This window comes from Roseobacter sp. (genome assembly GCF_045106495.1).
GTDB lineage: Bacteria > Pseudomonadota > Alphaproteobacteria > Rhodobacterales > Rhodobacteraceae > Roseobacter.
Map to the genome: position 1 here is coordinate 1 of NZ_JBGCEQ010000062.1, position 22,817 is coordinate 22,817.

A 22,817-nucleotide genomic window follows, 5' to 3' on the forward strand; every position below is an offset into this window, starting at 1 on the left:
ATATCTTCGATCGTGCGTCTTTCACGCAATCCTAACTCCGTGTGGGCCATCTGCCATTCTCCTTGCTTTCCAGCAAGATAGGGGATTTGTCGCAACCCAGTTTAGAATGTGCCCTTAGAGTGCAGATAATGTTTATAATCAGTATTATGTAAAATATATCTTTAGTTCGCAGATATCTTAAGGAGTTTGAATTCACCATGGATCGATTTTATCGGTTTCAGTATTTGCCCAGGGTTCAGACTTGTCGCGGCCCAACCATGTGAATAACCTGTCAGAGGCTTGATTGGCCGAAATGAAAGATTATCAGTGACAGACATCGGATGAAAATCCCGCGAATAAACAGGGTCCACCATCGCTCGAATTGAACAAAAGAAAACGAAACCAGACCCTGGTTGTCACAACCGGAACACCGGACATGTATCACTTTAATATAAAGCTTCAAATGTATGGAAAAAGGTAATTTTTGATGTATGACCCATGCGTTCTATGTGTTGCCATTACTGGAAGCGTACCAACCAAAGCGGCAAACCCTGCAGTGCCTATCAGCGTTGCAGAACAGATTGAGAGCACTCATGAAGCCTTCGAGGCCGGAGCTTCCATTTGTCACGCTCATGTGCGCAATGACGATCAAACACCTTCTTCTGACCCAGACCGGTTTGCTGCGTTGAAAGAAGGTCTTGAGAAGCACTGCCCTGGCATGATCATTCAGTTCTCAACCGGTGGTCGTTCAGGTGCCGGTCAGGAACGCGGTGGCATGCTGCCCTTGCGCCCGGATATGGCATCACTCTCAGTCGGGTCAAATAATTTCCCAACCCGAGTTTATGAAAACCCACCTGAATTGGTGGAGTGGCTGGCGTCTGAAATGTGCACATATGAGGTGACGCCGGAAGTGGAAGCCTTCGATTTGTCGCATATCTTACATGCCGTCAGAATGCACGAGGCAGGAAAACTGCACGGGCGGCTTTATGTGCAATTCGTGATGGGCGTCAAAAATGCGATGCCAGCGGACAAAGAGGTCTTTGATTTCTATGTGAAAACAATGGAAGCGCGAGCGCCTGAAGCGGCATGGTGTGCAGCGGGAATCGGAGCTGCTCAAATCCAAGTGAATGAATGGGCTATCGCCGCTGGCGGCCATACCCGCGCGGGTCTGGAAGACAACGTCCGACTGGATCGCGATACACTCGCTCCTTCCAATGCAGCATTGATACGGCGCGCGGTTGACCTCTGTGACAAGTACGAACGACCCGTCGCCACGTGGCAGCAAGCACGTGAAATTCTGCAATTGCGACCCGCGGTGTAGTTGGGTCCCTACCCTAGTGCATAGCCTGCGCCGCGCACGGTTCTGAGCGGGTCCGACCCGCCGTGCTGCGTGAGTGCTTTGCGCAACCGCCCGATATGAACATCAACCGTACGTGTGTCGACATAGATGTCGCGCCCCCAGACTCTATCCAGCAATTGTTCGCGTGAAAATACGCGACCAGGCTTTTCCATGAAGGTGGACAGCAGACGGAACTCCGTAGGACCAAGCTTGAGTTCACTCTTACCTCTATTGACCCGGTGGCTGACGGAATCGAGAATAATGTCCTCATATTCCAACCGCTCCCCCGACGCCGCCGGGCGCACGCGGCGCAATTGGCTGCGCACACGGGCCATGAGTTCGATCACTGAATAAGGTTTGATAACATAGTCGTCGGCGCCCGTTTCCAAACCGCGCACCCGGTCGACTTCTTCGGACCGCGCCGACAACATGATGATCGGAATGCCACGTGTTTCGGTTTTGATTTTGAGCCGGCGGCAGACCTCGATGCCGGAAAGATTGGGCATCATCCAATCCAGAACAATAACGTCTGGCGCAGTTTCCTCCACCAGCATCAAGGCCTCCTCGCCATTTTCGGCGCTGCTGACGGCAAAGCCTTCAGCTTCCAGATTATACGCAAGTACTTCGCGCTGTGCAGGTTCATCTTCCACAACCAGAACACGGGGTTGATCGGCGGACATTTGCTTAACTCTCTGCTACCAGTGATGTTTTATCGGCTTTTGGGCGCGCTTCTTCCGGGTGCTCGCCGGTCACCAGGTAGACAACCTGCTCGGCGATAGAAGTGACGTGATCCCCCATCCGCTCGATATTCTTCGCAATGAAATGCAGGTGCATACAGGCAGTGATATTGCGCGGGTCTTCCATCATGAACGTCAGGAATTCGCGGAACAAAGCATTGTACATCTGATCGACGTCGCGATCATGGTTGATCACATCCATTGCCAATTCTGCGTCGCGTTGAATGTAGGCGTCCAATGCGTCCTTGAGCATCTTTTCCACTTCGCGGGCCATGCGACGCAGCGCCCCTGCACTATCGTCTACCGGTGCCATCTGTGACAGAACACTGGTACGCTTGGCCATATTCTTAGCGTAGTCACCGATGCGCTCAAGATTTGCGCTGATCTTGATTACGCTAAGCACAAGCCGCAGATCACTCGCGATCGGTGCGCGCAAAGCGATGACACGTGCGGCTTCTTCATTGATCATCTCTTCGAGATCGTCAATCGCGCGGTCGGCTTTGCGCACTTTTTCAGCGAGATCTTCGTCGCGCGTTTCCAAGGACTCAGATCCATCGCGGATCGCCGCCTCGACCAGCCCGCCCATCTTCATGATCTGCGCCTGGATGGCTTCCAAATCACGATCAAAAACCGAAGCAATGTGTTGTTCTTGCATAATTTTATCCAATCCGACCGGTGATGTAGCTTTCAGTGCGCGGATCTTCGGGGTTGGTGAAGATGGTGCCCGTTTCTCCATATTCAACAAGGTTGCCCAAGTGAAAGAATGCTGTTTTTTGGCTTACCCTGGCTGCTTGCTGCATCGAGTGTGTCACAATGACAACCGAATAGTTTTGCCGCAATTCGTCAATCAGTTCCTCAACTTGCGCCGTGGCAATCGGATCGAGTGCGGAACAAGGTTCATCCATCAAAAGCACTTCCGGTTCAGTCGCCACTGCGCGTGCGATGCACAACCGTTGCTGCTGCCCGCCTGAAAGGCCCGTACCGGGTGCGGTCAGACGATCCTTGACCTCCCCCCAAATTGCCGCGCGACGCAGAGCCTGCTCAACGATATCGTCAAGATCAGACTTACTCCGCGCCAAACCGTGGATGCGTGGGCCGTATGCGACGTTGTCGTAAATGGATTTCGGGAAAGGGTTTGGTTTTTGAAAAACCATCCCTACCTTGGCTCGCAGTTGCACCGGATCGACCTTCTTGTCATAGATATCTTCGCCGTCGATATGGATGTCACCTTCGACCCGACACACATCAATTGTGTCATTCATCCTATTGAGGCAACGCAGAAAAGTTGATTTTCCGCAGCCAGAAGGGCCGATGAATGCCGTAACGGTTTTGTCTTGAATATCGACATCGACGTCCTTGATTGCATGATTGTTGCCGTAGTAGACCTGAACGCCTCGCGCTGCAATTTTGATGGCGTTGGTGCCCACGTCTCTCTCCAGTATTCTCATGTCATTCATCGGTATAACTCTCCTACCAGCGGCGCTCGAAGCGGCGGCGCAGGATTACAGCAATTGTGTTCATCGTAATCAGGAAAACCAGCAGGATTATGATGCCACCCCAAGCGCGTTCATAAAAAGCCGGATCTGCCCGTTTTGCCCATTCGTAAATCTGTGCAGGCATGGCGGAGTTTGGATCAAGTAAACCGCTGGCAATGCCGTCCGGCGCATTTGAAGCAATAAAACCAACCATTCCGATCAGCAGCAGCGGCGCAGTTTCACCCAATGCTTGCGCCAATCCAATGATCGTCCCTGTCAGGATACCTGGCGCCGCCAGAGGCAAAACATGGTGAAATACGGATTGCATTTTAGACGCTCCGACCCCAAGCGCCGCGTCTCTGATAGAAGGTGGCACAGCTTTAAGAGACGCGCGGGTGGAAATAATGATGGTTGGTAATGTCATCAGCGTCAGAACCAGCCCCCCAACCAAGGGTGCGGATTGCGGTAAATGCATGAACTGGATGAACACGGATAAGCCAAGGATCCCAAAGACGATCGATGGCACCGCAGCCAGGTTCGAGATATTGACCTCGATCAGGTCTGTCATTCGATTTTTGGGCGCAAATTCCTCAAGGTATATCGATGCGGCCACACCAATCGGCAAAGCGAGCACCAAGACCACAATCATCATGAAAAAAGACCCGATCATGGAGACGCCGATACCTGCTGCCTCTGCACGGCTCTCTGATGCGTCAGCGCCGGTGATGAAATCCATGTTGAAGCTCTTCTTGACGATACCGTGCGGCAGAAGTGCATCCACCAGATCGAGGTGTTCTGCATCAATATTTTTGTCACGCGCCACATCTTCGCGTTTCACCCGGTTTTTCAGGTAACCGTCGACCCGGCTGGACGCAAGAATACGAAAATCCACGGTTTCACCGATCAAATCCGGGTTTTCCAGAACCACATCGCGGACCTGAGCCGCTGCAGATGCAGATATCATGGCTTTCATATCGCCGCGCTTTTCAAGCGAGGTTTCAATGCCCTTTTCCTGAACTTGTTTCAGAAGCGCTTCCTGCACCAGAGGCGAATAGCCAAAAGTCGATACCTTGGCGATTTCTGCAGGATCACGATTACCTTTTTTGTCCAGTTTGGCCGGGTCGAGGAATACGGGCACATTGATGAAAGTTTGCTGGAAAGCGCCAGTTCCGCTGGACAGGATCGATGCTAGCAAAACAACCAGAAAAAAGATGCCCGTGGCGATGCCAGCAATGCCGTACATACGAAATCGGGCTTCGGCGGCCTTGCGCTTTTGCGTACGCGCATCGGGCTCAGTAAGCGCTACCTTGCTGCGCCTCCCGCCGGGCGTTGGAATGCTTGCTTCGGTCATTCGTACTGCTCCCTGTACTTGCGCACGATATAAAGGGCGAAAATGTTGAGCCCAAGCGTCAGGACAAAGAGGCTGATACCCAAGGCAAAAGCCACCAGCGCTTCAGGCGAGGCAAAATCGCTGTCGCCTGTTAGCTGGGATACGATTTTTGCGGTCACGGTTGTCATGGCCTCAAACGGGTTGAGTGACAGACGTGCGGCAGCACCGGCCCCCAGCACCACGATCATGGTTTCGCCAATCGCTCGGCTGGCGGCCAACAGGATAGCACCTACAATACCCGGCAGCGCTGCTGGCAGAACCACCTGGCGAATGGTTTCGGATTGTGTCGCGCCGAGCCCGTAAGACCCATCCCGCAACGATTGAGGGACCGCGTTGATGATGTCGTCGGACAAGGAACTGACAAAGGGGATCAGCATGATTCCCATGGCAATGCCTGCAGTCATCACGGACCGACCGCCCCCCATCCATCCGACACCGTCGTCGCCAAACACGCTCATCAGAAGCGGACCGATGGTCAGGAGAGCAAAGAGACCATAAACAATTGTGGGAATACCGGCCAAAATCTCAAGCAATGGTTTTGCAATGCCACGCACCCTTGGCGTGGCGTATTCTGAAAGATAGATCGCTGAAAACAGACCAATGGGCACTGCGACAAGCAAAGCGACGATGGAGATGTAAATCGTGCCCCAAAGCAGCGGCAATATACCAAGACTTGATGCACCACCTCGCCCGGAGAAACTGGGCGCCCATTCCAGCAAGGTGAAAAAATCGGCCGCAGGATAGAGGCGGAAGAATTCAGCCGTGTTGAAGATCAGAGACAGAATAATGCCGATCGTGGTCAGAACAGCAACCGAAGCCGCGGCGATGAGGATCGCCATGATCCCCTGTTCGACCGTGTTTCGGGCGCGAAATTCGCGATCACTCTGCATTACACCCCAGGCGCCCCCGGCGACGGCTGCGAGCACGACCAAAATCGTCATGATCACATTCGACGTCGCAGTCATCTGGCGATACGCCTGTGCCGCGCGCAGAATCGGTTGCGTGATCTGGTTCGTGACAACCTGGCCCGCTTCCTTGAGGCGCGCGGTCATATCCGTGACATCGGCATTGGCGTTCCGTGCGGTATCTTCGTCCATTACGCCCGCATCCACCGCATTTCTGAGCCCGTCAGATGTGCGCCGCACCTCGGACATCACGAGACCCAAGCTGGAACCGTCAGCGACCTCTGCCTCTGGTATCATCTTGGAAATGCGGTTCTCGATAACCAGCGGCTGAACCAGCAGCCATATCAGCATCAGACCGAATGCGGGTACGACGGCCCTCATAAAAGCATTTGATCCGTAGTACACCGGCAAGGAATGAAGACCCCTACTGTCTCCACCTGCGCTGGCCAAAGCACGACCCCGGCCCAGGAAAAAGCTGCTCGCTGACAAGGCAAGGACGATGACGGAAAGCCAAAGTAAAGGCATATGCCCCCCCAAAGTATTCGGTGGTGACCCGCCGGGCCACGGAAGTGCAATGAGCGACGTTTAGCTGCCGCTCATCGCGCGATTACTATCCCGCGAGGACTGGGACTAGCTGCCGCCGCCCATGACCTGCTCGCCTGACACGCTTTCCTGGGTGCTGGCCAGCTCTGGATCAGACACCAGACCGTATTCTGCCAATGGGCCATCCGGACCGGCGATCTCGTCGGCGACAAAAAACTCCGCGTATTCCTTCAGACCCGGGATGACGCCGATGTGTGCTTTCTTGATATAGAAAAACAACGGACGCGACACAGGGTAGTCACCTGCTGCAATGGTCTCTGTTGTCGGCTCAACGCCCGCCATTGTCGCGACTTTTAGCTTGTCGGTGTTGTTTTCATAGAATGCCAGGCCGAAAACGCCGATTGCGTTTGCGTTGGCGTCGATGGAGGCAAGTGTTTCCGTGTAGTCACCGTCAATGTCTACAGAACGGCCATCGGTGCGGACTTCAAGGCATGCATCTTCCGCATCGTCCTCGGACATGCCGCCTGCAATCATGGCTTCCATGGCGCCAGTGGCTTCGCAGCCCGCAGCAATCACTTTTTCTTCGAAAACTTCGCGGGTGCCGTGCTTCGTTCCTGGGATGAATGCAAGGATTTCAGAGTCTGGCAAATCGGCGTTGAAGTCTGACCATTTGGTGTAGGGGTTGTCGACCAATGCACCGTCAACCATGACTTTCGGAGCCAAAGCGTTAAACAAATCGGACTGATCGAAAGCCGTGTATTCCGGTCCGTCGAACTGGCTCGCGAAAACGATGCCGTCGTATCCAATGCGAACTTCTATGATGTCGGTCACACCGTTTTCGGCACAGGCTTTGATTTCTTTTTCGCGAATCGCGCGCGACGCATTTGCAATGTCCGTGTGTTCGGTACCGACGCCCTGACAAAAACGTTTCAGACCCGCAGATGATCCACCTGATTCAACAACCGGCGTTGGAAAATCGAAGTTTTCGCCAAACGCTTCGGCAACGATGGATGCATAAGGCAGCACGGTTGAAGAGCCGGCAACTTGCACTTGATCCCGCGCCGCGGCTGTGGTTGCGGACATGGCTGCCATGGCCAACGCGGAAGTTGTGAATTTGATGAACGACATGATATCTCCTGTCATTTTTATTTCGAATCTGATCGCCTGCATAACGACCTTGCCCGTGAGATACGGACCCCCGGCTATGGTTTTGTGACGTTTTCGTAACAGTTTTATGACAAGGAGCGCCGTGGGACAAAAATAAGAATAGAGCATTGTTTCAATGACATTTTTATCCAGCGCAATATTGGAATTGCGTTACCCAAACAGGACCTGAGCGATCTTAGTCGGTGAGTTCGGTCTCTGCCTGAGCAGGAGTCATCGGCAACACAACTGTAAATCGCGTGCCCTGCCCCAACTCGCTTTCGATGCGCAACCTGCCGCGATGCCGATTGATAATGTGTTTTACAATCGCCAACCCAAGGCCGGTGCCACCCAAAGCGCGGCTACGATGGCTGTCTGCGCGATAAAACCGCTCGGTTAAACGCGGCAGGTGAATAGAATCAATGCCGGGTCCATAGTCGATGACATGGATGCGAATGCCAGGTGCCCGGAGAGCGGGATCTCTTTGCGTCATCTCAATCCGCACCGTCACACGACCGCCAGATGCGCCATACTTGATAGCGTTTTCGATGAGGTTTGTGAAAACCTGCATGAGTTGATCCGCGTCGCCGGTGACCTCAACGGAAACGTCACCAAACTCGGGCTCCAACGTCACATTGGCCTCATCCGCCAGTTGCTTCAGGGTGCGAAAGACGGAGCCCAGGATGTCATTAAGGTTGACCTGGTCGCGCGGCCTGACACGTTCATCTCCTTCCACACGACTGAGCGACAAAAGATCCCCGACCAGCCGGTTCATGCGTCCCGCCTCACCTTCCATGATATCGAGGAAACGGTCGCGCGCCGTGGCATCGTTTTTGGCCGGGCCACGTAGGGTTTCGATAAAGCCCATCAAGGCGGTTAAGGGTGTCCGCAATTCATGGCTGACATTGGCCACAAAGTCCCGCCGCATCTGACCGGCTTGTTCCAGATGCGTCACATCAAGAAAGCACAACAAAAGTGTTCTTTGCGAGCCGACTACACGGACTGTGACCTGATACGTCGTGTCTTGAATCCCATCATTGGCGAGGTATTGCGAAACCCGGTCGCGACCGTCCCCTAAAACGCGCTCGATTGTGTCCAATAGAACAGGCTGGCGCAGCATGATTACGTAGTTTCGCCCATGAACACCCTGCCCGATCAGGTCACTCGCCTCATCGTTGGCAGCAATAATCCGCTCTGACCCATCAATAGCAAGCGCCGGCAGAGGCAGCGCCGCCAAGGTATCGTCCATGGGATGGGACATCGTTTGCTCCTGCTAGACGTCCATCGCTGCCGCAACCGCACGCGCGATGACGGCACACAAGGTATCTGGGTCTTCCAAACCGACGGAGATGCGAAAGAACCCTTCCGACATACCCAAGGCCTTGCGTTGATCAGGCGTCAAGGCGCGATGCGAGGAGGAAGCAGGGTGCGAGAGCGTTGTGCCCACATCTCCGAGCGTCGGGGCGAAATTCAATCCTTCTGCCGCCCGCGCGAAGGCATTTGCCGCAGACCTGTCGCCCTCAAGCTCGAAGCTGACCATATTGCAAAATTGGCCCTTCAGAAGCGTTCCTGCGCGCGCGTGGTCCGGGTGATCGCACCGTCCAGGGTAGAGGACGCGGCGCACACCTTTGAGCGTTGCCAGATGATCGGCCAGTATTGCGGCAGTTGCTTGAGCGCGTTCAAAGCGCAAGTCAAAAGACAGCATTCCGCGCTCGGCCAGCCAACAATCAAAGGGGCTGGGGTTCATGCCCGCAGTCACCGTAAAAACACGCAAAAGATCATTGAGGCGCTGATCCCGCGCGGCCACATAGCCCAGCATGACGTCTGAATGACCAGCCAGCAATTTGGTGATCGAGTGGATAACGATGTCCGCGCCATGCGCGAAGGGTTGAAAAGCGCGCGGGGTTGTAAAGGTGTTATCTACAACCAGCAAGACATTGTTTTCCCTTGCTAAAACTTCTAAACCTGCAACATCGGCCACCTGCAGTGTCGGGTTGGATACAACCTCTATCAGGATCATGCGCGTTTCGGGCCTTAGCGCTGCGCGCATTGCCTCGACATTGCCCGGATCCACGAGGGTCGTTGATATACCAAGGCGTGGCAGGTCCTCAGTCATCATGCGCAACGACCGGCCGTAGAGTTGATTGCCACCGATCACATGATCCCCGGCCTTGGTCAATCCCAGCAGCACAGCGCTGACGGCGGCCATTCCAGAGGATGTGACTACACCTGAATGGGGTGCCTGCTCCATCCGGTCCAATCGTTTGGCAACGACATCGGCATTCGGATGACCTTCGCGTGCGTAAGTGTATCCCTTTAGATCTCCTTCATATTGGCGGTCCAGCATATCGGGCGTGTCCGAGGCGTAGACAACCGACGGGCTCAGCGGTGTTACAACCGGACGGCTGGCACTGTCTGGCAAAGCGTCCGGGCGCACCAAGGATCCAGTTTCATTTTTCATTCTAAACCTTTAAAGTACGGAGTTCATCTTTAAACCGTCTCATGTTTTCTTGATAGTGCAGTGCGCTCTTCTCCAAGCTCGCAATCGTCTGCTCATCAAGCTCACGCACCACTTTACCTGGAGCTCCCAACACCATACTTCCATTTGGTATTTCCATGTTGCCAGTGACCAATGCACCCGCGCCGATCAGGCAATTACTGCCAATCTTGGCACCATTGAGAACCGTCGCGCCCATGCCAATCAGACTGTTGTCGCCAATCGTGCAGCCGTGCAGCATGACTTTATGGCCGATTGTACAGTTATGACCAATCGTCAAAGGAAAACCTGCATCGATATGAAAAACGCAGTTTTCCTGAACGTTAGAGCCTTTTCCCACCCTGATTTCTTCATGATCTGCTCGGATGGTCGTGCCAAACCAGACAGAGGCGCCCTCCTCGAGAACGACCTTTCCGATCAAATTGGCGTCCGGCGCCACCCAGGTGTCTTCGTGCAGTTGCGGAACATGGGGCCCCAAAGCGTAAATTGTCATGACAGTTCCTCGAATTCGGATTGCAGATTGCGCACATGATCGGTCAAGCCCGGCACTTGACTACGACGCAAGCGTGTCGCGGAGATGATGGTCTTCAATTGCGCTTCAGTCGCATCAAGATCATCGTTCACCAGCACAAAATCATAAGCGCCCCAGTGGCTGATCTCATCCCAGCTTTTTTCCATGCGGCGCGCGATGGTCGCGGCATCGTCCTGCCCGCGTTTTTCCAATCTGTTACGCAATTCAGTAATGGAAGGCGGCAGAAGAAAAATGGACAAGGTATGCGCGCCCAGGGCGGAATTGGTGATTTGCTGGGCGCCTTGCCAGTCGATGTCAAAAAGCACGTCGCGCCCAGCAGAAATAGCCTTTTGCACAGGTGCGCGGGGTGAACCGTAGAAATTACCGAATACGTGGGCATGTTCCAGCATCTCCGAATTGGCGACCTGTGCTTTGAAACTGGCATGGTCGACGAAATAGTATTCTCGACCTTCTTCTTCGCCGGGCCGGGGTTTGCGTGTCGTCGCGGAAATCGAAAACTCTATTTCCGGGTCCCAGTCGCGCAGGCGGCGCGCTAAGGTCGATTTTCCGGCGCCCGATGGCGAGCTGAGGATTATCAAAAGGCCACGGCGGGTCGCGGTCATAGGTTACTCCACATTCTGAACTTGTTCGCGCATCTGATCGATTACGGCTTTGAGCGCCAAGCCACAGCGGGTCAGCTCGGTGCTTTGCGCCTTGGCACAAAGAGTGTTGGCCTCACGATTGAATTCCTGCATCAGAAAATCAAGTTTGCGCCCAATTGGACCACCATGCCCGATCAATTCACGCGCGGCTTCGACATGGGCACCCAAACGGTCTATCTCTTCTGTAACATCCGACTTAACCGCAATCAGAGCCAGTTCCTGCGCGAGCCGGTCCGGGTCCACACTATCAACGTTATCGGTTACTTTCTTAAGGTTCCGGCGCAGCGTCTCTGCCAGGTCAGTGCTGCGCGCATCTGCCAAGGCCGAGGCTTCATTTGCCAAAGCGGCAATTTCTTCAAGTTGATTCTGCATCACTGATTGCAATGCTTCGCCTTCGCCATCGCGCATCGCGTTGAAATCCGAGATCAACGCATCTGCCTCGATCAGCAGTGTCTTTGCCAAGGGGGCGACATCATCGTCACCACTGCTTTGCTCCAAAACGCCGCGCAATGCCACAATGTCAGAGGATCTTGACGGCGCCAGCGATAATCCAGTGTCCATCGCCCGCGCTTCGATCTTCGCCATTGCGCTAAGAACAGCCTCAAGCTGAACGTCGTTAATTTGGACCGCGCCGGCGTGTTCGTCACGGGCCAACCTCAAAGACAGTGTGACATTCCCCCTTGCAGCAGCGGCACTGAGCTTCTTGCGCAGACCAACCTCAAGACCTTCGATCCAATCTGGCACCCGAAGCCTGAGGTCGAGGCCCTTGCCATTGACCGCCCGCAATTCCCACGCCCATGAATGGGGTGGCAAGCTGCCTGTCGTTGAGGCAAAGCCGGTCATTGAACGGATCATTGAGTTATCCTTTGGTCCATGAATGTAGGTTGAGCCTTATGGCGAATTCGCGTTGCAGGGCAACCCCTAGGCAAAGTGCTGCCATATCCGCCAGAAAACCCAGCCGGTTAACCAAATCTAAATATATCGCACCGTTTGTAGAAAATTGTTGCTATTAAAGATTGAGTAACCAGTTTGGTACTGCAAAAATATATGCACAGCGGTACCGTTTTAGTAGAATGAATTCGGCGCGGTGGCGCAATCGGAAAGCAAGGGGGCGACAATGGACAACGGCGGCCAAAAAACGCACAATGTATTATCTATGAGCCAAAACAATACTCATAACGGCTTTGCGCCTTTGGCACAGTTGGAAGCCTATTGGGAAGCCCTGCGAGGGGGTCGGCTGATGCCGAACCGCGCAGAGATTGATCCACGCGGCATTGAACAGGCCCTGGAATACTCTTTCATTGTCGAGCGTATCGCCCCCGGTATCGCACGTTTGCGCATTGCAGGCAGCCATATGAGCGATTTGATGGGTATGGAAGTGCGCGGCATGCCGCTGACCTCTTTTATTACACCCGGGTCACGCCGTCAGCTGAGCGATATCCTTGAAGAAGTTTTCGAGACCCCCGCGACCTGCTCAATTCAGTTGCACTCTGAAAAAGCGCCGGGCATGCCCGCATTGGAAGCCCGCATGGTTTTGATGCCGCTGAAAAGCGATTTGGGGGATGTGAGCCGTATTCTTGGTGCTTTGGTCTCTGTCGGAGAAATGGGTCGGAGCCCGCGCCGTTTTGATGTCACACGGACAGCATTGCGTCCAATCGTGGCAGATGGATCGCAACCAATCATCGCAAAACCCAAACCTGCGGTCAAACCAAAGGTACCAGAGATGGCCCCCGGTTTCCAAGAGACGAAAGCACCGTTTAAAAGCGATGCGCCACGTCAGAACGCACCCTATCTGAGGCTCGTCAAATCTGACGACTGATGTAACGACACAAACGAAATTCCTTTGATCAGGAAGGCCGCTCGCACAGAATGTGCGGGCGGTTTTTTTTTCGGTTTTGCAGCTACAGAACCGCAATCTTTTGACGTTCACTCTCCGAAGAAGGGGGGATCATGCACAATAGCGGATTGACTGGCTAACCTTTAGATTACGATCGAAGGATGATCCCGCCATTGGCTCGCTGACTTACGAAAAAGAGCCCCAAGCACAGATTGCCGGGGCTCTTTCAAAGTCTAGGCGAAATTAGCCAGCGGCTTGCTTTTGATGTGCGGCCCGACGGTTGGACAACTCATCTGCGACAAGAAATGCCAACTCCAACGACTGACTTGCATTCAGGCGCGGATCGCAGGCTGTATGATAACGGTCTGACAGGTCTTCATCGCTGACGGCGCGTACACCCCCGGTGCACTCGGTTACGTCTTGCCCGGTCATCTCAAAATGAACACCACCCGGCACGCTCCCCTCCGCGGCATGGACCGCAAAGAACTCACGCACTTCCCGCAATACAGATTCGAAAGGCCGCGTCTTGTAGCCCGAGGACGATTTGATTGTATTGCCGTGCATGGCGTCGCACACCCAGGTAACATTTGCGCCTTCTTCACGCACAGTCTTGATCAAGCGTGGCAGATGTTCGCCCACAGATCCTGCTCCAAATCGCGCGATGAGTGTCAGACGGCCTTCTTCGTTTTCAGGGTTTAACTTGGCCATCAGCACTTTGAGGTCTTCCGATGTCATGGAAGGCCCGGCTTTCATTCCAATCGGGTTTTGGACGCCACTGGCAAATTCTACATGTGCACCCTCCGGCTGACGTGTGCGATCCCCGATCCAGATCATGTGACCGGAACCTGCAAGCCATTTGCCCGTGGTGCTGTCAACACGGGTCAGCGCCTCTTCGTACTCCAAAAGCAAGGATTCATGGCTGGTGTAAAACTCAACGGTTTGCAACGTATGTGCTGTATCCGGCGTTACCCCGGCGGCCGACATGAAATCCAAAGTATCGGAAATGCGGTTGGCAATCTCACGGTAGCGCTCGACTTTTTCAGCCTCGGTAAACCCAAGGGTCCAGGCGTGAACTTGATGTACATCCGCGTAGCCGCCCGTCGAAAACGCCCGGATCAGGTTCAGCGTTGCGGCCGCTTGTGTGTAGGCCCGCAGCATTTTTTCGGGATCAGGAATGCGCGCCTTGGACGTGAAATCCAGCTCATTAATGATATCACCCCTGTAGCTCGGCAATTCGACACCATTCACCGTTTCGGTTGGCGCCGAGCGCGGCTTGGCAAATTGTCCAGCCATGCGACCGACTTTGATGACCGGCACTTTCGCGCCGTGGGTCAGTACAATCGCCATTTGCAACATGATCTTGAAGGTGTCACGGATCGCATCCGAGCTGAACTGGTCAAAGCTCTCTGCACAATCACCGCCTTGCAGCAGGAATGCCTCACCCCGACCGGCAGCGCCAAGGTGCTTTTTCAGCCGACGTGCTTCACCGGCAAAAACAAGCAATGGGAATCGTGCGAGCTGTGCTTCCACCGCTTGCAAAGCGGCCTGATCCGGATAATCCGGCATCTGAATGCGCGGTTTGGTGCGCCAGCTTGATTTTGTCCATTCACTCATCTTTTACACTCCCGGTTGTGCTCGTATGGCTGCGAGCGCTCACATCTCAGCGCTCTCTATACAAAAGCCTGCGACGAGTGACCATATCACAAATTCGTCCTCTTGACGTCGCTTTCGGGGCGTGACCAAGTGAATCACCGGGCATGTATTTATTCAGATTCGAGCCTGCCATGACGAGATCAAGAGACGACGATGTCCCAGCAAAAACCAGCACTGCGGACCCATCCGCCCGAGGACAAGCCAAAACGATTTGTTTTTGTTTTGCTAGAAGCCTTTAGTCTTCTCAGTTTCGCCGCAGCCATCGAAAGCTTGCGGATTGCGAATCGCATGGCCAATAGAAAGGTCTACGACTGGCGCATCATTGGCGAAGGCGGCGATATTATTCACTGTTCATCAGGGAGCGGCTTCAAGCTGGATGGTGATCTCGAGGATTTGACCCGCGATGACGTTGTCCTGATCTGCGGCGGCATCAACATACAAGACGCCACAACAAAACGTCTGTTGGGATGGGTGCGCCGCGAAGCACGCAAAGGCTTGATGTTGGGCGGCTTGTGTACCGCTGGCTATGCCTTGGCCAGGGCGGGACTGTTGGATGGCAAACGCGCGACCATCCATTGGGAAAATCAGGACAGTTTTTCGGAAGAATTTCAAGAGGTGGATTTGACCAAATCCGTCTTTGTAATAGATGGCAATCGCGTCACGACGGCCGGGGGCACATCATCAATTGATCTGATGCTCAAACTGATCGCGAATGACCAAGGTGAAGAACTAGCGAACCTTGTGGCGGATCAACTGATCTACTCTTCCATCCGAACCGATCAGGATACCCAACGTTTGTCTGTGCCAACACGCATCGGCGTCCGCCATCCCAAGCTGAGCAAGGTTATCCAAATGATGGAAAGCAACATCGAAGAACCTATCAGTCCCTCTATTCTAGCCAAAAACGTTGGCATGAGCACGCGGCAGTTGGAACGACTGTTCCGACGTTACCTCAACCGGTCACCAAAGCGCTATTATATGGAACTGCGCCTGCAAAAGGCGCGCAATCTGTTGATGCAGACAGACATGAGCGTGATCAATGTCGCACTGGCTTGCGGGTTTGCCTCGCCCAGCCACTTTTCCAAATGCTACCGCTCACACTACGACACCACACCCTACCGGGAACGGGGCAGTCATGCCACGCGGCTCTCTGTTTAGCTGCCCGCTTTCGCCATCCGGTAGACGATGCCATTGCCTTCCGAAATGAACCAGATACTGCCATCTGTGGCCTCGACAAGGTCCCGCACCCGCTGGGTTTCATCGCTCTCGATCTTCTGAACTTCCTGTGCTTTGTCACTGGTCACATCCAAACGTGAAATATAGTCGAATTTCAACGATCCGACAAAGATATCGCCGCGCCAATCGGGAAACATGTCGCCTTGGTAGACGATCAACCCCGAGGGCGCGATCGACGGGTCCCAGTAGTGCGCAGGCTGTTCCATGCCGGCTTTTTCCGTACCTTCCCCGATCTTCAGGCCCGAGTAGTGCCGCCCATAAGAGATAACGGGCCAGCCAAAATTCGCACCTTTCTTGATCCGGTTTACTTCGTCACCCCCGCGCGCGCCATGTTCTGCGGTCCATAACTGACCGTTTGCATCAAGGTTCGCCCCTTGTGGATTGCGGTGCCCGAATGACCAGGTTTCAGGTTGTACTTTCGGCTGATCAACAAAAGGGTTATCCGATGGAACCGACCCATCCCGGTTGATCCGAATAATCGATCCATTGTGACGCCCAGGATTTTGTGCCGCCTTTCTGTTGCCGCGGTCTCCGATTGTCACAAACAATGTCCCATCATCCGCTTCCACGACACGGCTGCCGAAATGCTGCCCCGAAGATGCCCCTCTTTTCATCTGGAACAGATCCCGCAGGTTTTCCAGTCGGCGCCCGTCTGCCGAAAGCCGCCCAGTTGCCAGCGCAGTCCCGGAACCGCCGTCCATGGGTTTTGAGTAGGTAAGAAACACGTCGCGCGTTTGCGCAAAGTCACGCGCCAGAGTCACATCCAGCAAACCACCCTGCCCATCCGCAAGTACACGAGGTACACCTGCAACCTTATGGGTCTGCCCTTCGGCCCAATACAAGAGTTCTCCGTCGCGTTCTGTTATCAGCGCTCCGCCATCCGGCAACAGCGCAAGCCCCCAAGGTGTGTCCAGACCGGAAATGATCGGCGTGATCGCAACATCAGGAGGTTCCTGCGCAGAGAGTGTGCTGAATGTGCCCAAAAAGACTACGACTGACAGGTATTTCCAGTTCCGGTGCAGTCTCATCGGCATTTTCCTCTCTAACGGTTTCTTACATGAAACTTATAGTGGTGGCGGCTTTTCGCAAGGCAATCTCGCCGTATTGTGAGCCGTCTTAAAAGCACTTTTCTTTTAGGGAGAGCACGCCTAACCTAATCCGCGAACGTCATGTTCCAAAATGGGAGAAAACAATGAAAAAGTTGCTTTTGGCCTCTACGGCCGCAGCTCTGGTGGCCACTTCTGCTCTGGCGGACGGCCATGCAAAAGAAGTGAAACTCGGCATTCTGATCGGCTTCACGGGCCCGATTGAATCGTTGACCGGGCCAATGGCCGCGGGCGCCGAAATGGCGATGACCGAAGTAACCGAAAGCGGCAAATTGCTCGATGGCGCCACGGTGACGCCGATCCGCGCGGATACCGGTTGCATTGACAATGGACTGTCCACTTCAAACGGTGAACGCCTGATCGCCGATGGCATAAACGGTCTGATCGGCGGCGACTGTTCCGGCGTGACCGGCGCGATCTTGCAGAATGTCGCAATCCCGAATGGCATGGTGATGATTTCACCCTCCGCAACGTCGCCAGGTCTGAGCACGGTGGAAGACAATGATCTCTTCTTCCGCACCGCGCCTTCCGATGCGCGTGAAGGTCAAGTCATGGCAGAAATCCTGCAAGAGCGTGGCGTCAAATCCATCGCACTGACTTACACCAATAATGACTATGGCAAAGGTCTCGCCGACGCGATTGAGACCAACTTCAAATCCATTGGAGGCGAGGTCACAATTGTCGCGGCTCACGAGGACGGAAAGGCGGACTATTCTGCGGAAATGGGCGCTCTGGCGTCTGCAGGAGGGGACTTGCTGGTGGTCGCTGGCTATCTGGACCAAGGTGGTTTGGGCATCATCAATGCCGCCCTCGATACCGGTGCGTTTGAGACATTCGGTCTGCCGGGCGGCATGATCGGTGACAGCTTGCCGGCAAACGTCGGCTCAGCCTTGGACGGCTCTTACGGTCAGATCGCAGGTTCTGGTGGTGAAGGCATAGAAAAGCTGACGGCTTTGGCTGGTGACGCCTATGATGCAACCTCGCCGTACACACCCGAAAGCTATGACGCCGCAGCACTCTTCATGTTGGCGATGCAAGCTGCAGACAGCACCGATCCGGCCGACTACGGTTCCAAGATCCTTGAGGTTGCCAATGCCCCCGGTGAAAAGATCTATCCTGGTGAACTGGGCAAGGCGCTCGATATTCTCCGCGAAGGCGGTGATGTCGACTACGTCGGCGCATCAGCTGTTGAGTTGATTGGCCCCGGCGAGTCGGCGGGCACGTACCGTATGATTGAAGTCAAGGACGGCAAGAACGAGACGATAGGGTTCAAGTAAACTGAGCCGAAAACGCCGAACAGCCCGACGGCACGGGTTGGGCTGTTCCAATGATACAGAGCACGCAAAACCGTGCTCACGGGGATAAGATATGATCGTCGTAGACGACATACATAAGCACTTCGGCGGTTTTCACGCCGTAGATGGCGCGACGCTGGATATCATCCCAGGATCAATTACCGGATTGATCGGCCCCAACGGCGCAGGAAAAACTACTCTTTTCAACGTAATCGCAGGCGTTCTTGAACCAACATCTGGATCCGTGCATATGGCTGGTGAAGACATCACGGGCCTGCCGCCACACACGCTTTTCCATAAAGGTCTGTTGCGGACGTTTCAGATTGCGCATGAGTTTTCATCCATGACATGCCGCGAAAACCTGATGATGGTGCCGGGCGCGCAATCGGGTGAGACGCTCTGGAACACCTGGTTCGGTCGCAAGCGAATTGCAGATGAAGAGCGCGCTCTCCGGGCCAAGGCCGACGAAGTATTGGAGTTTCTGACTGTCGAACACCTAGCCGAGCAAAAAGCGGGGCAAATCTCGGGTGGACAGAAAAAACTGCTGGAGCTTGGCCGCACGATGATGGTCGACGCAAGGATCGTGTTCCTCGATGAGGTCGGCGCTGGCGTGAACCGCACGCTGCTCAACACCATCGGAGATGCGATCATCCGGTTAAACAAGGAACGCGGCTACACTTTTGTCGTCATTGAGCACGATATGGATTTCATCGGCCGTCTCTGCAATCCGGTGATCTGCATGGCCGAGGGTAAGGTTCTGGCGCAGGGCACCTTGGATGAGATCAAAGCGAATGAGCAAGTGATCGAAGCCTACCTTGGAACCGGCTTGAAAAACAAAGAGAAAGTGGGCGCATGAGCAGCGACCCCTACAGCGACCGTGGCAACAAGGACCTCTCGCTGGGGAACGCCAAGGGCATGGGGACCACCACGCCGGTGAAACAGGGCGGCCAGGCTTATCCTGCTGCGGGTGGCCCCTTTTTGATCGGCGAGACGATGACCGGCGGTTATGGTGCGGGCCCCGACATCCTGCACGACTGCACCATCGCGGTGGATCGCGGCGAGATCGCAGTGATTGTCGGGCCCAATGGTGCAGGTAAATCGACCGGTATGAAGGCAGTGTTCGGCATGCTGAACTTGCGCGCCGGCCATGTAAAGCTGGATGGCGAGGATATCACACAGCTCTCCCCGCAGGACCGTGTGGCCAAAGGGATGGGGTTCGTACCGCAAACCTCGAATATTTTCACCTCGATGACAGTCGAGGAAAATCTCGAGATGGGTGCTTTCATTCGCACGGATGATATTTCGGGCACCATGACGCAAATCTACGACCTTTTCCCCATTTTGAAGGAAAAACGCAATCAGGCAGCCGGGGAGCTCTCCGGCGGCCAACGTCAACAGGTCGCCGTAGGGCGTGCGTTGATGACCCAGCCCAAGGTGCTGATGCTGGATGAACCCACCGCGGGCGTGTCGCCGATTGTGATGGACGAACTCTTTGACCGCATCATCGAGGTGGCCCGCACGGGCATCCCCATCCTGATGGTGGAGCAGAACGCCCGACAAGCGCTGGAGATAGCAGACAAGGGCTATGTGTTGGTGCAAGGACGCAACGCATTCACCGGAACAGGGCAGGAATTGTTGAACGATCCTGAAGTGCGCAAATCGTTTCTAGGAGGATGAAAATGAGGGGAATACTGAAAAGTGTTGGTCACATTGCACTCACCGTGGGAGTGGCCTCTTGTGCGACTACGAACGACCAAGGCGATGTGGATGCCGGACCTGAGCAGGTTGGTGTGATCACTCACGAAACCCACCGTTGCGAACTCCTCGACGATATCGTCACGACCGGCGGCCGCCCTCAATCAACGATTGAGGTAAATCGCGTCTCTCCCTTTGTGCTTACGCGCACGTCGCGACCTAACGAGCCTAATCGGTTCGGTTATAGCGCACAGGGCGGCAATGCTGTGGGCATTGGTGAGAGACAGCCCGACACGCGATGGGTGGTCAGATCTTGGCGCCCGGATCCAACGCGCGGCGGACCAAACGTGAGCCTTTTGACCAAATTTCCAGACGGGCAAGTTCTGGTGTCTTTTTGGACGGGGGGAGGCTCCCACGTGACTTATGAGGGCGCGTGCAACGCAGTATAGCCCGGACGAACTTCTTTATGTGATGCTAAGGAACCTGACTTGGACTTTCTCAACGCGATCGTGGCGCTCTCCAACTTCGTGATCATCCCGGCGGCCTCTTATGGCGCGCAACTGGCGCTTGGGGCGCTGGGTGTCACACTGATTTACGGCATCCTGCGCTTTTCGAATTTCGCACATGGCGACACCATGGCCTTTGGGGCGATGGTCACCGTCCTCGTGACATGGCTTTTCCAAAGCTGGGGGATCAGCCTCGGCCCCCTGCCAACCGCCCTGCTCGCCCTGCCCTTTGGCATTCTCGGCTGCATGGGGCTCGTGCTGGCGACCGACCGGATCGTCTACAGGTTCTACCGTACCCAGAAAGCCAAGCCGGTGATCTTCGTAATCGTCTCCTTGGGCGTAACTTTCATCCTCAACGGATTGGTGCGATTTATCATCGGGCCGGATGATCAGAGGTTTCTGGATGGCGAGCGCTTTATCATTTCCGCCCGGACCTTTAAGGAAATGACCGGGTTGCAAGAAGGGCTGGCGTTCAAAACCACCCAAGGCATCACGATTGTCACTGCCGTGATCGTGGTCGCCATACTCTTTTGGTTTCTCAACCGCACCCGCACCGGCAAATCCATGCGCGCCTATTCCGATAACGAAGACCTCGCGCTGCTTTCCGGCATCAATCCCGAGCGCGTGGTGATGATCACCTGGCTGATCGTGGCTGGCCTCGCGACCATCGCGGGCGTACTCTACGGGCTCGACAAATCATTCAAACCCTTCACCTATTTCCAGCTGCTGCTGCCGATTTTCGCCAGTGCGATTGTTGGTGGATTGGGCAATCCACTTGGCGCGATTGCGGGTGGTTTCGTGATCGCATTCTCCGAAGTCACCGTGACCTACGCCTGGAAAAAAGTGGCCACGTATGTACTGCCCGATAGCCTCGCCCCGGGCAGTTTGGTCCAATTGATGTCCACAGATTACAAGCTCGCAGTCAGCTTTGTGATTTTGTTGATCGTATTGCTGGTCAAACCCACCGGTCTGTTTCAGGGGAAATCAGTATGAACGCGGCAACGAAAAACACAATACTCTTTGCCTGCGTATTTGCGATGATCCCGACCATTGCAATGTTTCAGGGCTGGAACGCGGCTCTTTTTGTTCTCAACATGGGGCTGATTTCCGCGATCATGGCCCTCGGTGTGAATCTGCAATGGGGCTTTGCTGGTCTCTTTAACGTCGGCATCATGGGTTTCGTCGCCCTGGGTGGGCTAGCCGCGGTTTTAGTCGGCATGCCCGCTACACCCGGCGCATGGCAAGCAGGCGGCTTTGGCATTTTGGCAGCGCTCATACTGGGGGCATTGACAATCGGGTTGGCGATATTTGTGGCTGGTCGTATGACACGGGGTTGGACACGCAACCTTGTGGTTTTGGCTATTCTTGTGGTGGGGTTTCTGGTCTATCGCGCGATTTACGACCCGTCGGTTGACGCGGTAGAAGCCATTGAACCGGCACTGACGGGATATCTCGGCGGGCTTGGCCTCCCGGTCATCATCGCCTGGCCGGTGGGTGGTTTGTTCGCGGCCGGCGCGGCCTGGATCATTGGCAAAACGGCCTTGGGCCTGCGATCGGATTATCTAGCGATTGCCACGTTGGGGATTGCCGAAATCATCATAGCCTTGCTCAAAAACGAAGACTGGCTGTCGCGTGGTGTCAAGAACGTCGTCGGCGTGCCACGACCCGTTCCTTACGAAATCGATCTGCAAAACAATGCGGCTTTCGTTGAGCGCGCGGCAGGCTTTGGTTTTGATGCGGTCACCGCCTCGACCATTTACGTCAAACTGCTCTATTGCGGGCTATTTGCCTTTGTTCTGGTACTGCTGCTGTGGATGGCTCAAATGGCGCTGAACTCGCCATGGGGCCGGATGATGCGGGCGATCCGGGACAATGAAGTTGCCGCCGAAGCCATGGGCAAAGACGTGACCGCGCGGCATTTGCAGGTCTTCATTCTGGGTTCTGCAATATGCGGTATCGCTGGTGCCATGCTGACCACTCTGGACGGTCAGTTGACGCCAGGCACCTACCAGCCGCTGCGGTTTACATTCCTCATTTGGGTCATGGTGATTGTGGGCGGCTCAGGTAACAATCTTGGTGCGGTTTTGGGGGGCATGCTGATTTACCTGATGTGGGATCAGGGCGAATCCATTGGTCTTTGGGTGATGCAAGGGATCACGGCGGGCCTTCCCGACGGCAGCGCCGTCAAAGCACATTTGATTGAATCCGCAGCACACATGCGTCTTTTGACCATTGGTGTCTTGCTGCTGTTGGTTTTGCGGTTCAGTCCGCGCGGATTGATCCCTGAAAAATGACCCTGCGTTAGGCT

The 22,817-nt window shown here is 54.7% G+C and carries 22 protein-coding genes; 9 read left to right on the top strand and 13 right to left on the bottom strand.

Going from position 1 to position 22,817, the window contains the following annotated elements:
- The first annotated feature begins 466 nt into the window (after positions 1-466).
- Entirely contained in the window at positions 467-1,300 is an 834-nt protein-coding gene (locus AB8B75_RS21990; RefSeq protein ID WP_405365341.1) for a 3-keto-5-aminohexanoate cleavage protein, read from the top strand.
- An 8-nt stretch (positions 1,301-1,308) separates the two neighbouring features.
- On the opposite strand, the gene phoB is transcribed toward AB8B75_RS21990, so the two are convergent.
- The 11 genes from phoB to AB8B75_RS22045 all read right to left on the bottom strand — a co-directional run bounded on the left by phoB (position 1,309) and on the right by AB8B75_RS22045 (position 12,036).
- Positions 1,309-1,998 carry a phosphate regulon transcriptional regulator PhoB gene (gene phoB / locus AB8B75_RS21995; RefSeq protein ID WP_405365343.1) on the bottom strand — a complete coding sequence of 230 codons (690 nt, stop codon included), beginning with the start codon at positions 1,996-1,998 and terminating at the stop codon, positions 1,309-1,311.
- Positions 1,999-2,002: 4 nt separating this feature from the next.
- Positions 2,003-2,710 carry a phosphate signaling complex protein PhoU gene (gene phoU / locus AB8B75_RS22000; RefSeq protein ID WP_405365344.1) on the bottom strand — a complete coding sequence of 236 codons (708 nt, stop codon included), beginning with the start codon at positions 2,708-2,710 and terminating at the stop codon, positions 2,003-2,005.
- 4 nt (positions 2,711-2,714) lie between these two features.
- The gene (pstB, locus tag AB8B75_RS22005) at positions 2,715-3,512 is read right to left on the bottom strand and encodes a phosphate ABC transporter ATP-binding protein PstB (protein ID WP_405365346.1); all 798 of its coding nucleotides are present in this window, start codon (positions 3,510-3,512) and stop codon (positions 2,715-2,717) included.
- Between the two features lie 13 nt (positions 3,513-3,525).
- Positions 3,526-4,881: a phosphate ABC transporter permease PstA gene (gene pstA, locus AB8B75_RS22010; RefSeq protein ID WP_405365347.1), complete on the bottom strand. Its 1,356-nt coding sequence runs from the start codon at positions 4,879-4,881 to the stop codon at positions 3,526-3,528.
- The gene (pstC, locus tag AB8B75_RS22015; RefSeq protein WP_405365349.1) at positions 4,878-6,350 is read right to left on the bottom strand and encodes a phosphate ABC transporter permease subunit PstC; all 1,473 of its coding nucleotides are present in this window, start codon (positions 6,348-6,350) and stop codon (positions 4,878-4,880) included. Before pstC ends, pstA begins: the two co-directional genes overlap by 4 nt.
- A gap of 105 nt (positions 6,351-6,455) precedes the next feature.
- Positions 6,456-7,496, bottom strand: coding sequence for a substrate-binding domain-containing protein (locus tag AB8B75_RS22020; RefSeq protein WP_405365351.1), 1,041 nt, complete (start codon positions 7,494-7,496; stop codon positions 6,456-6,458).
- 214 nt (positions 7,497-7,710) lie between these two features.
- Entirely contained in the window at positions 7,711-8,772 is a 1,062-nt protein-coding gene (locus AB8B75_RS22025; RefSeq protein ID WP_405365353.1) for a sensor histidine kinase, read from the bottom strand.
- Positions 8,773-8,784: 12 nt separating this feature from the next.
- Complete coding sequence (locus AB8B75_RS22030; protein WP_405365355.1) at positions 8,785-9,972, bottom strand: trans-sulfuration enzyme family protein; 1,188 nt, start codon at positions 9,970-9,972, stop codon at positions 8,785-8,787.
- A 1-nt stretch (position 9,973) separates the two neighbouring features.
- The gene (locus AB8B75_RS22035; RefSeq protein ID WP_405365357.1) at positions 9,974-10,501 is read right to left on the bottom strand and encodes a gamma carbonic anhydrase family protein; all 528 of its coding nucleotides are present in this window, start codon (positions 10,499-10,501) and stop codon (positions 9,974-9,976) included.
- On the bottom strand, positions 10,498-11,142 hold the full coding sequence (gene gmk / locus AB8B75_RS22040; protein ID WP_405365359.1) for a guanylate kinase: 645 nt from the start codon (positions 11,140-11,142) through the stop codon (positions 10,498-10,500). The genes AB8B75_RS22035 and gmk overlap by 4 nt, the downstream gene beginning before the upstream one ends.
- Before the next feature lie 3 nt (positions 11,143-11,145).
- Positions 11,146-12,036 (bottom strand): YicC/YloC family endoribonuclease, encoded by an 891-nt coding sequence (locus AB8B75_RS22045; RefSeq protein WP_405365361.1) that lies wholly within the window; start codon positions 12,034-12,036, stop codon positions 11,146-11,148.
- A gap of 301 nt (positions 12,037-12,337) precedes the next feature.
- Between AB8B75_RS22045 and AB8B75_RS22050 the strand changes: the two genes are divergently transcribed.
- A complete protein-coding gene (locus tag AB8B75_RS22050; protein WP_405365362.1) occupies positions 12,338-13,000 on the top strand; it encodes a PAS domain-containing protein in 663 nt (220 codons plus the stop codon).
- 261 nt (positions 13,001-13,261) lie between these two features.
- On the opposite strand, the gene AB8B75_RS22055 is transcribed toward AB8B75_RS22050, so the two are convergent.
- Positions 13,262-14,632 carry a class II 3-deoxy-7-phosphoheptulonate synthase gene (locus tag AB8B75_RS22055; RefSeq protein WP_405365364.1) on the bottom strand — a complete coding sequence of 457 codons (1,371 nt, stop codon included), beginning with the start codon at positions 14,630-14,632 and terminating at the stop codon, positions 13,262-13,264.
- A 192-nt stretch (positions 14,633-14,824) separates the two neighbouring features.
- On the opposite strand from AB8B75_RS22055, the gene AB8B75_RS22060 reads away from it, so the two are divergent.
- The gene (locus AB8B75_RS22060; RefSeq protein ID WP_405365365.1) at positions 14,825-15,829 is read left to right on the top strand and encodes a GlxA family transcriptional regulator; all 1,005 of its coding nucleotides are present in this window, start codon (positions 14,825-14,827) and stop codon (positions 15,827-15,829) included.
- Here the strand turns inward: AB8B75_RS22060 and AB8B75_RS22065 are convergent.
- Complete coding sequence (locus AB8B75_RS22065; RefSeq protein ID WP_405365367.1) at positions 15,826-16,935, bottom strand: PQQ-dependent sugar dehydrogenase; 1,110 nt, start codon at positions 16,933-16,935, stop codon at positions 15,826-15,828. The genes AB8B75_RS22060 and AB8B75_RS22065 overlap by 4 nt on opposite strands.
- Positions 16,936-17,099: 164 nt before the next feature.
- Here AB8B75_RS22065 and AB8B75_RS22070 point away from each other — a divergent pair, with 164 nt between their 5' ends.
- The 6 genes from AB8B75_RS22070 to AB8B75_RS22095 all read left to right on the top strand — a co-directional run bounded on the left by AB8B75_RS22070 (position 17,100) and on the right by AB8B75_RS22095 (position 22,803).
- Complete coding sequence (locus AB8B75_RS22070; protein WP_405365369.1) at positions 17,100-18,290, top strand: ABC transporter substrate-binding protein; 1,191 nt, start codon at positions 17,100-17,102, stop codon at positions 18,288-18,290.
- 91 nt (positions 18,291-18,381) lie between these two features.
- A complete protein-coding gene (locus tag AB8B75_RS22075; RefSeq protein WP_405365371.1) occupies positions 18,382-19,164 on the top strand; it encodes an ABC transporter ATP-binding protein in 783 nt (260 codons plus the stop codon).
- Positions 19,161-19,985, top strand: a complete 825-nt coding sequence (locus AB8B75_RS22080; RefSeq protein ID WP_405365373.1) for an ABC transporter ATP-binding protein — start codon at positions 19,161-19,163, stop codon at positions 19,983-19,985. The genes AB8B75_RS22075 and AB8B75_RS22080 overlap by 4 nt, the downstream gene beginning before the upstream one ends.
- 2 nt (positions 19,986-19,987) lie before the next feature.
- On the top strand, positions 19,988-20,452 hold the full coding sequence (locus tag AB8B75_RS22085) for a hypothetical protein (RefSeq protein WP_405365375.1): 465 nt from the start codon (positions 19,988-19,990) through the stop codon (positions 20,450-20,452).
- A gap of 39 nt (positions 20,453-20,491) precedes the next feature.
- The gene (locus AB8B75_RS22090) at positions 20,492-21,502 is read left to right on the top strand and encodes a branched-chain amino acid ABC transporter permease (protein WP_405365377.1); all 1,011 of its coding nucleotides are present in this window, start codon (positions 20,492-20,494) and stop codon (positions 21,500-21,502) included.
- On the top strand, positions 21,499-22,803 hold the full coding sequence (locus tag AB8B75_RS22095) for an ABC transporter permease subunit (protein WP_405365379.1): 1,305 nt from the start codon (positions 21,499-21,501) through the stop codon (positions 22,801-22,803). The genes AB8B75_RS22090 and AB8B75_RS22095 overlap by 4 nt, the downstream gene beginning before the upstream one ends.
- Positions 22,804-22,817 lie beyond the last annotated feature (14 nt).

Bases quoted from the DNA above. Each gene is read 5' to 3' on its own strand.
- AB8B75_RS21990 (WP_405365341.1), top strand. From the start codon at position 467: ATGTATGACCCATGCGTTCTATGTGTTGCCATTACTGGAAGCGTACCA.
- phoB (WP_405365343.1), bottom strand. From the start codon at position 1,998: ATGTCCGCCGATCAACCCCGTGTTCTGGTTGTGGAAGATGAACCTGCA.
- phoU (WP_405365344.1), bottom strand. From the start codon at position 2,710: ATGCAAGAACAACACATTGCTTCGGTTTTTGATCGTGATTTGGAAGCC.
- pstB (WP_405365346.1), bottom strand. From the start codon at position 3,512: ATGAATGACATGAGAATACTGGAGAGAGACGTGGGCACCAACGCCATC.
- pstA (WP_405365347.1), bottom strand. From the start codon at position 4,881: ATGACCGAAGCAAGCATTCCAACGCCCGGCGGGAGGCGCAGCAAGGTA.
- pstC (WP_405365349.1), bottom strand. From the start codon at position 6,350: ATGCCTTTACTTTGGCTTTCCGTCATCGTCCTTGCCTTGTCAGCGAGC.
- AB8B75_RS22020 (WP_405365351.1), bottom strand. From the start codon at position 7,496: ATGTCGTTCATCAAATTCACAACTTCCGCGTTGGCCATGGCAGCCATG.
- AB8B75_RS22025 (WP_405365353.1), bottom strand. From the start codon at position 8,772: ATGTCCCATCCCATGGACGATACCTTGGCGGCGCTGCCTCTGCCGGCG.
- AB8B75_RS22030 (WP_405365355.1), bottom strand. From the start codon at position 9,972: ATGAAAAATGAAACTGGATCCTTGGTGCGCCCGGACGCTTTGCCAGAC.
- AB8B75_RS22035 (WP_405365357.1), bottom strand. From the start codon at position 10,501: ATGACAATTTACGCTTTGGGGCCCCATGTTCCGCAACTGCACGAAGAC.
- gmk (WP_405365359.1), bottom strand. From the start codon at position 11,142: ATGACCGCGACCCGCCGTGGCCTTTTGATAATCCTCAGCTCGCCATCG.
- AB8B75_RS22045 (WP_405365361.1), bottom strand. From the start codon at position 12,036: ATGATCCGTTCAATGACCGGCTTTGCCTCAACGACAGGCAGCTTGCCA.
- AB8B75_RS22050 (WP_405365362.1), top strand. From the start codon at position 12,338: ATGAGCCAAAACAATACTCATAACGGCTTTGCGCCTTTGGCACAGTTG.
- AB8B75_RS22055 (WP_405365364.1), bottom strand. From the start codon at position 14,632: ATGAGTGAATGGACAAAATCAAGCTGGCGCACCAAACCGCGCATTCAG.
- AB8B75_RS22060 (WP_405365365.1), top strand. From the start codon at position 14,825: ATGTCCCAGCAAAAACCAGCACTGCGGACCCATCCGCCCGAGGACAAG.
- AB8B75_RS22065 (WP_405365367.1), bottom strand. From the start codon at position 16,935: ATGAGACTGCACCGGAACTGGAAATACCTGTCAGTCGTAGTCTTTTTG.
- AB8B75_RS22070 (WP_405365369.1), top strand. From the start codon at position 17,100: ATGAAAAAGTTGCTTTTGGCCTCTACGGCCGCAGCTCTGGTGGCCACT.
- AB8B75_RS22075 (WP_405365371.1), top strand. From the start codon at position 18,382: ATGATCGTCGTAGACGACATACATAAGCACTTCGGCGGTTTTCACGCC.
- AB8B75_RS22080 (WP_405365373.1), top strand. From the start codon at position 19,161: ATGAGCAGCGACCCCTACAGCGACCGTGGCAACAAGGACCTCTCGCTG.
- AB8B75_RS22085 (WP_405365375.1), top strand. From the start codon at position 19,988: ATGAGGGGAATACTGAAAAGTGTTGGTCACATTGCACTCACCGTGGGA.
- AB8B75_RS22095 (WP_405365379.1), top strand. From the start codon at position 21,499: ATGAACGCGGCAACGAAAAACACAATACTCTTTGCCTGCGTATTTGCG.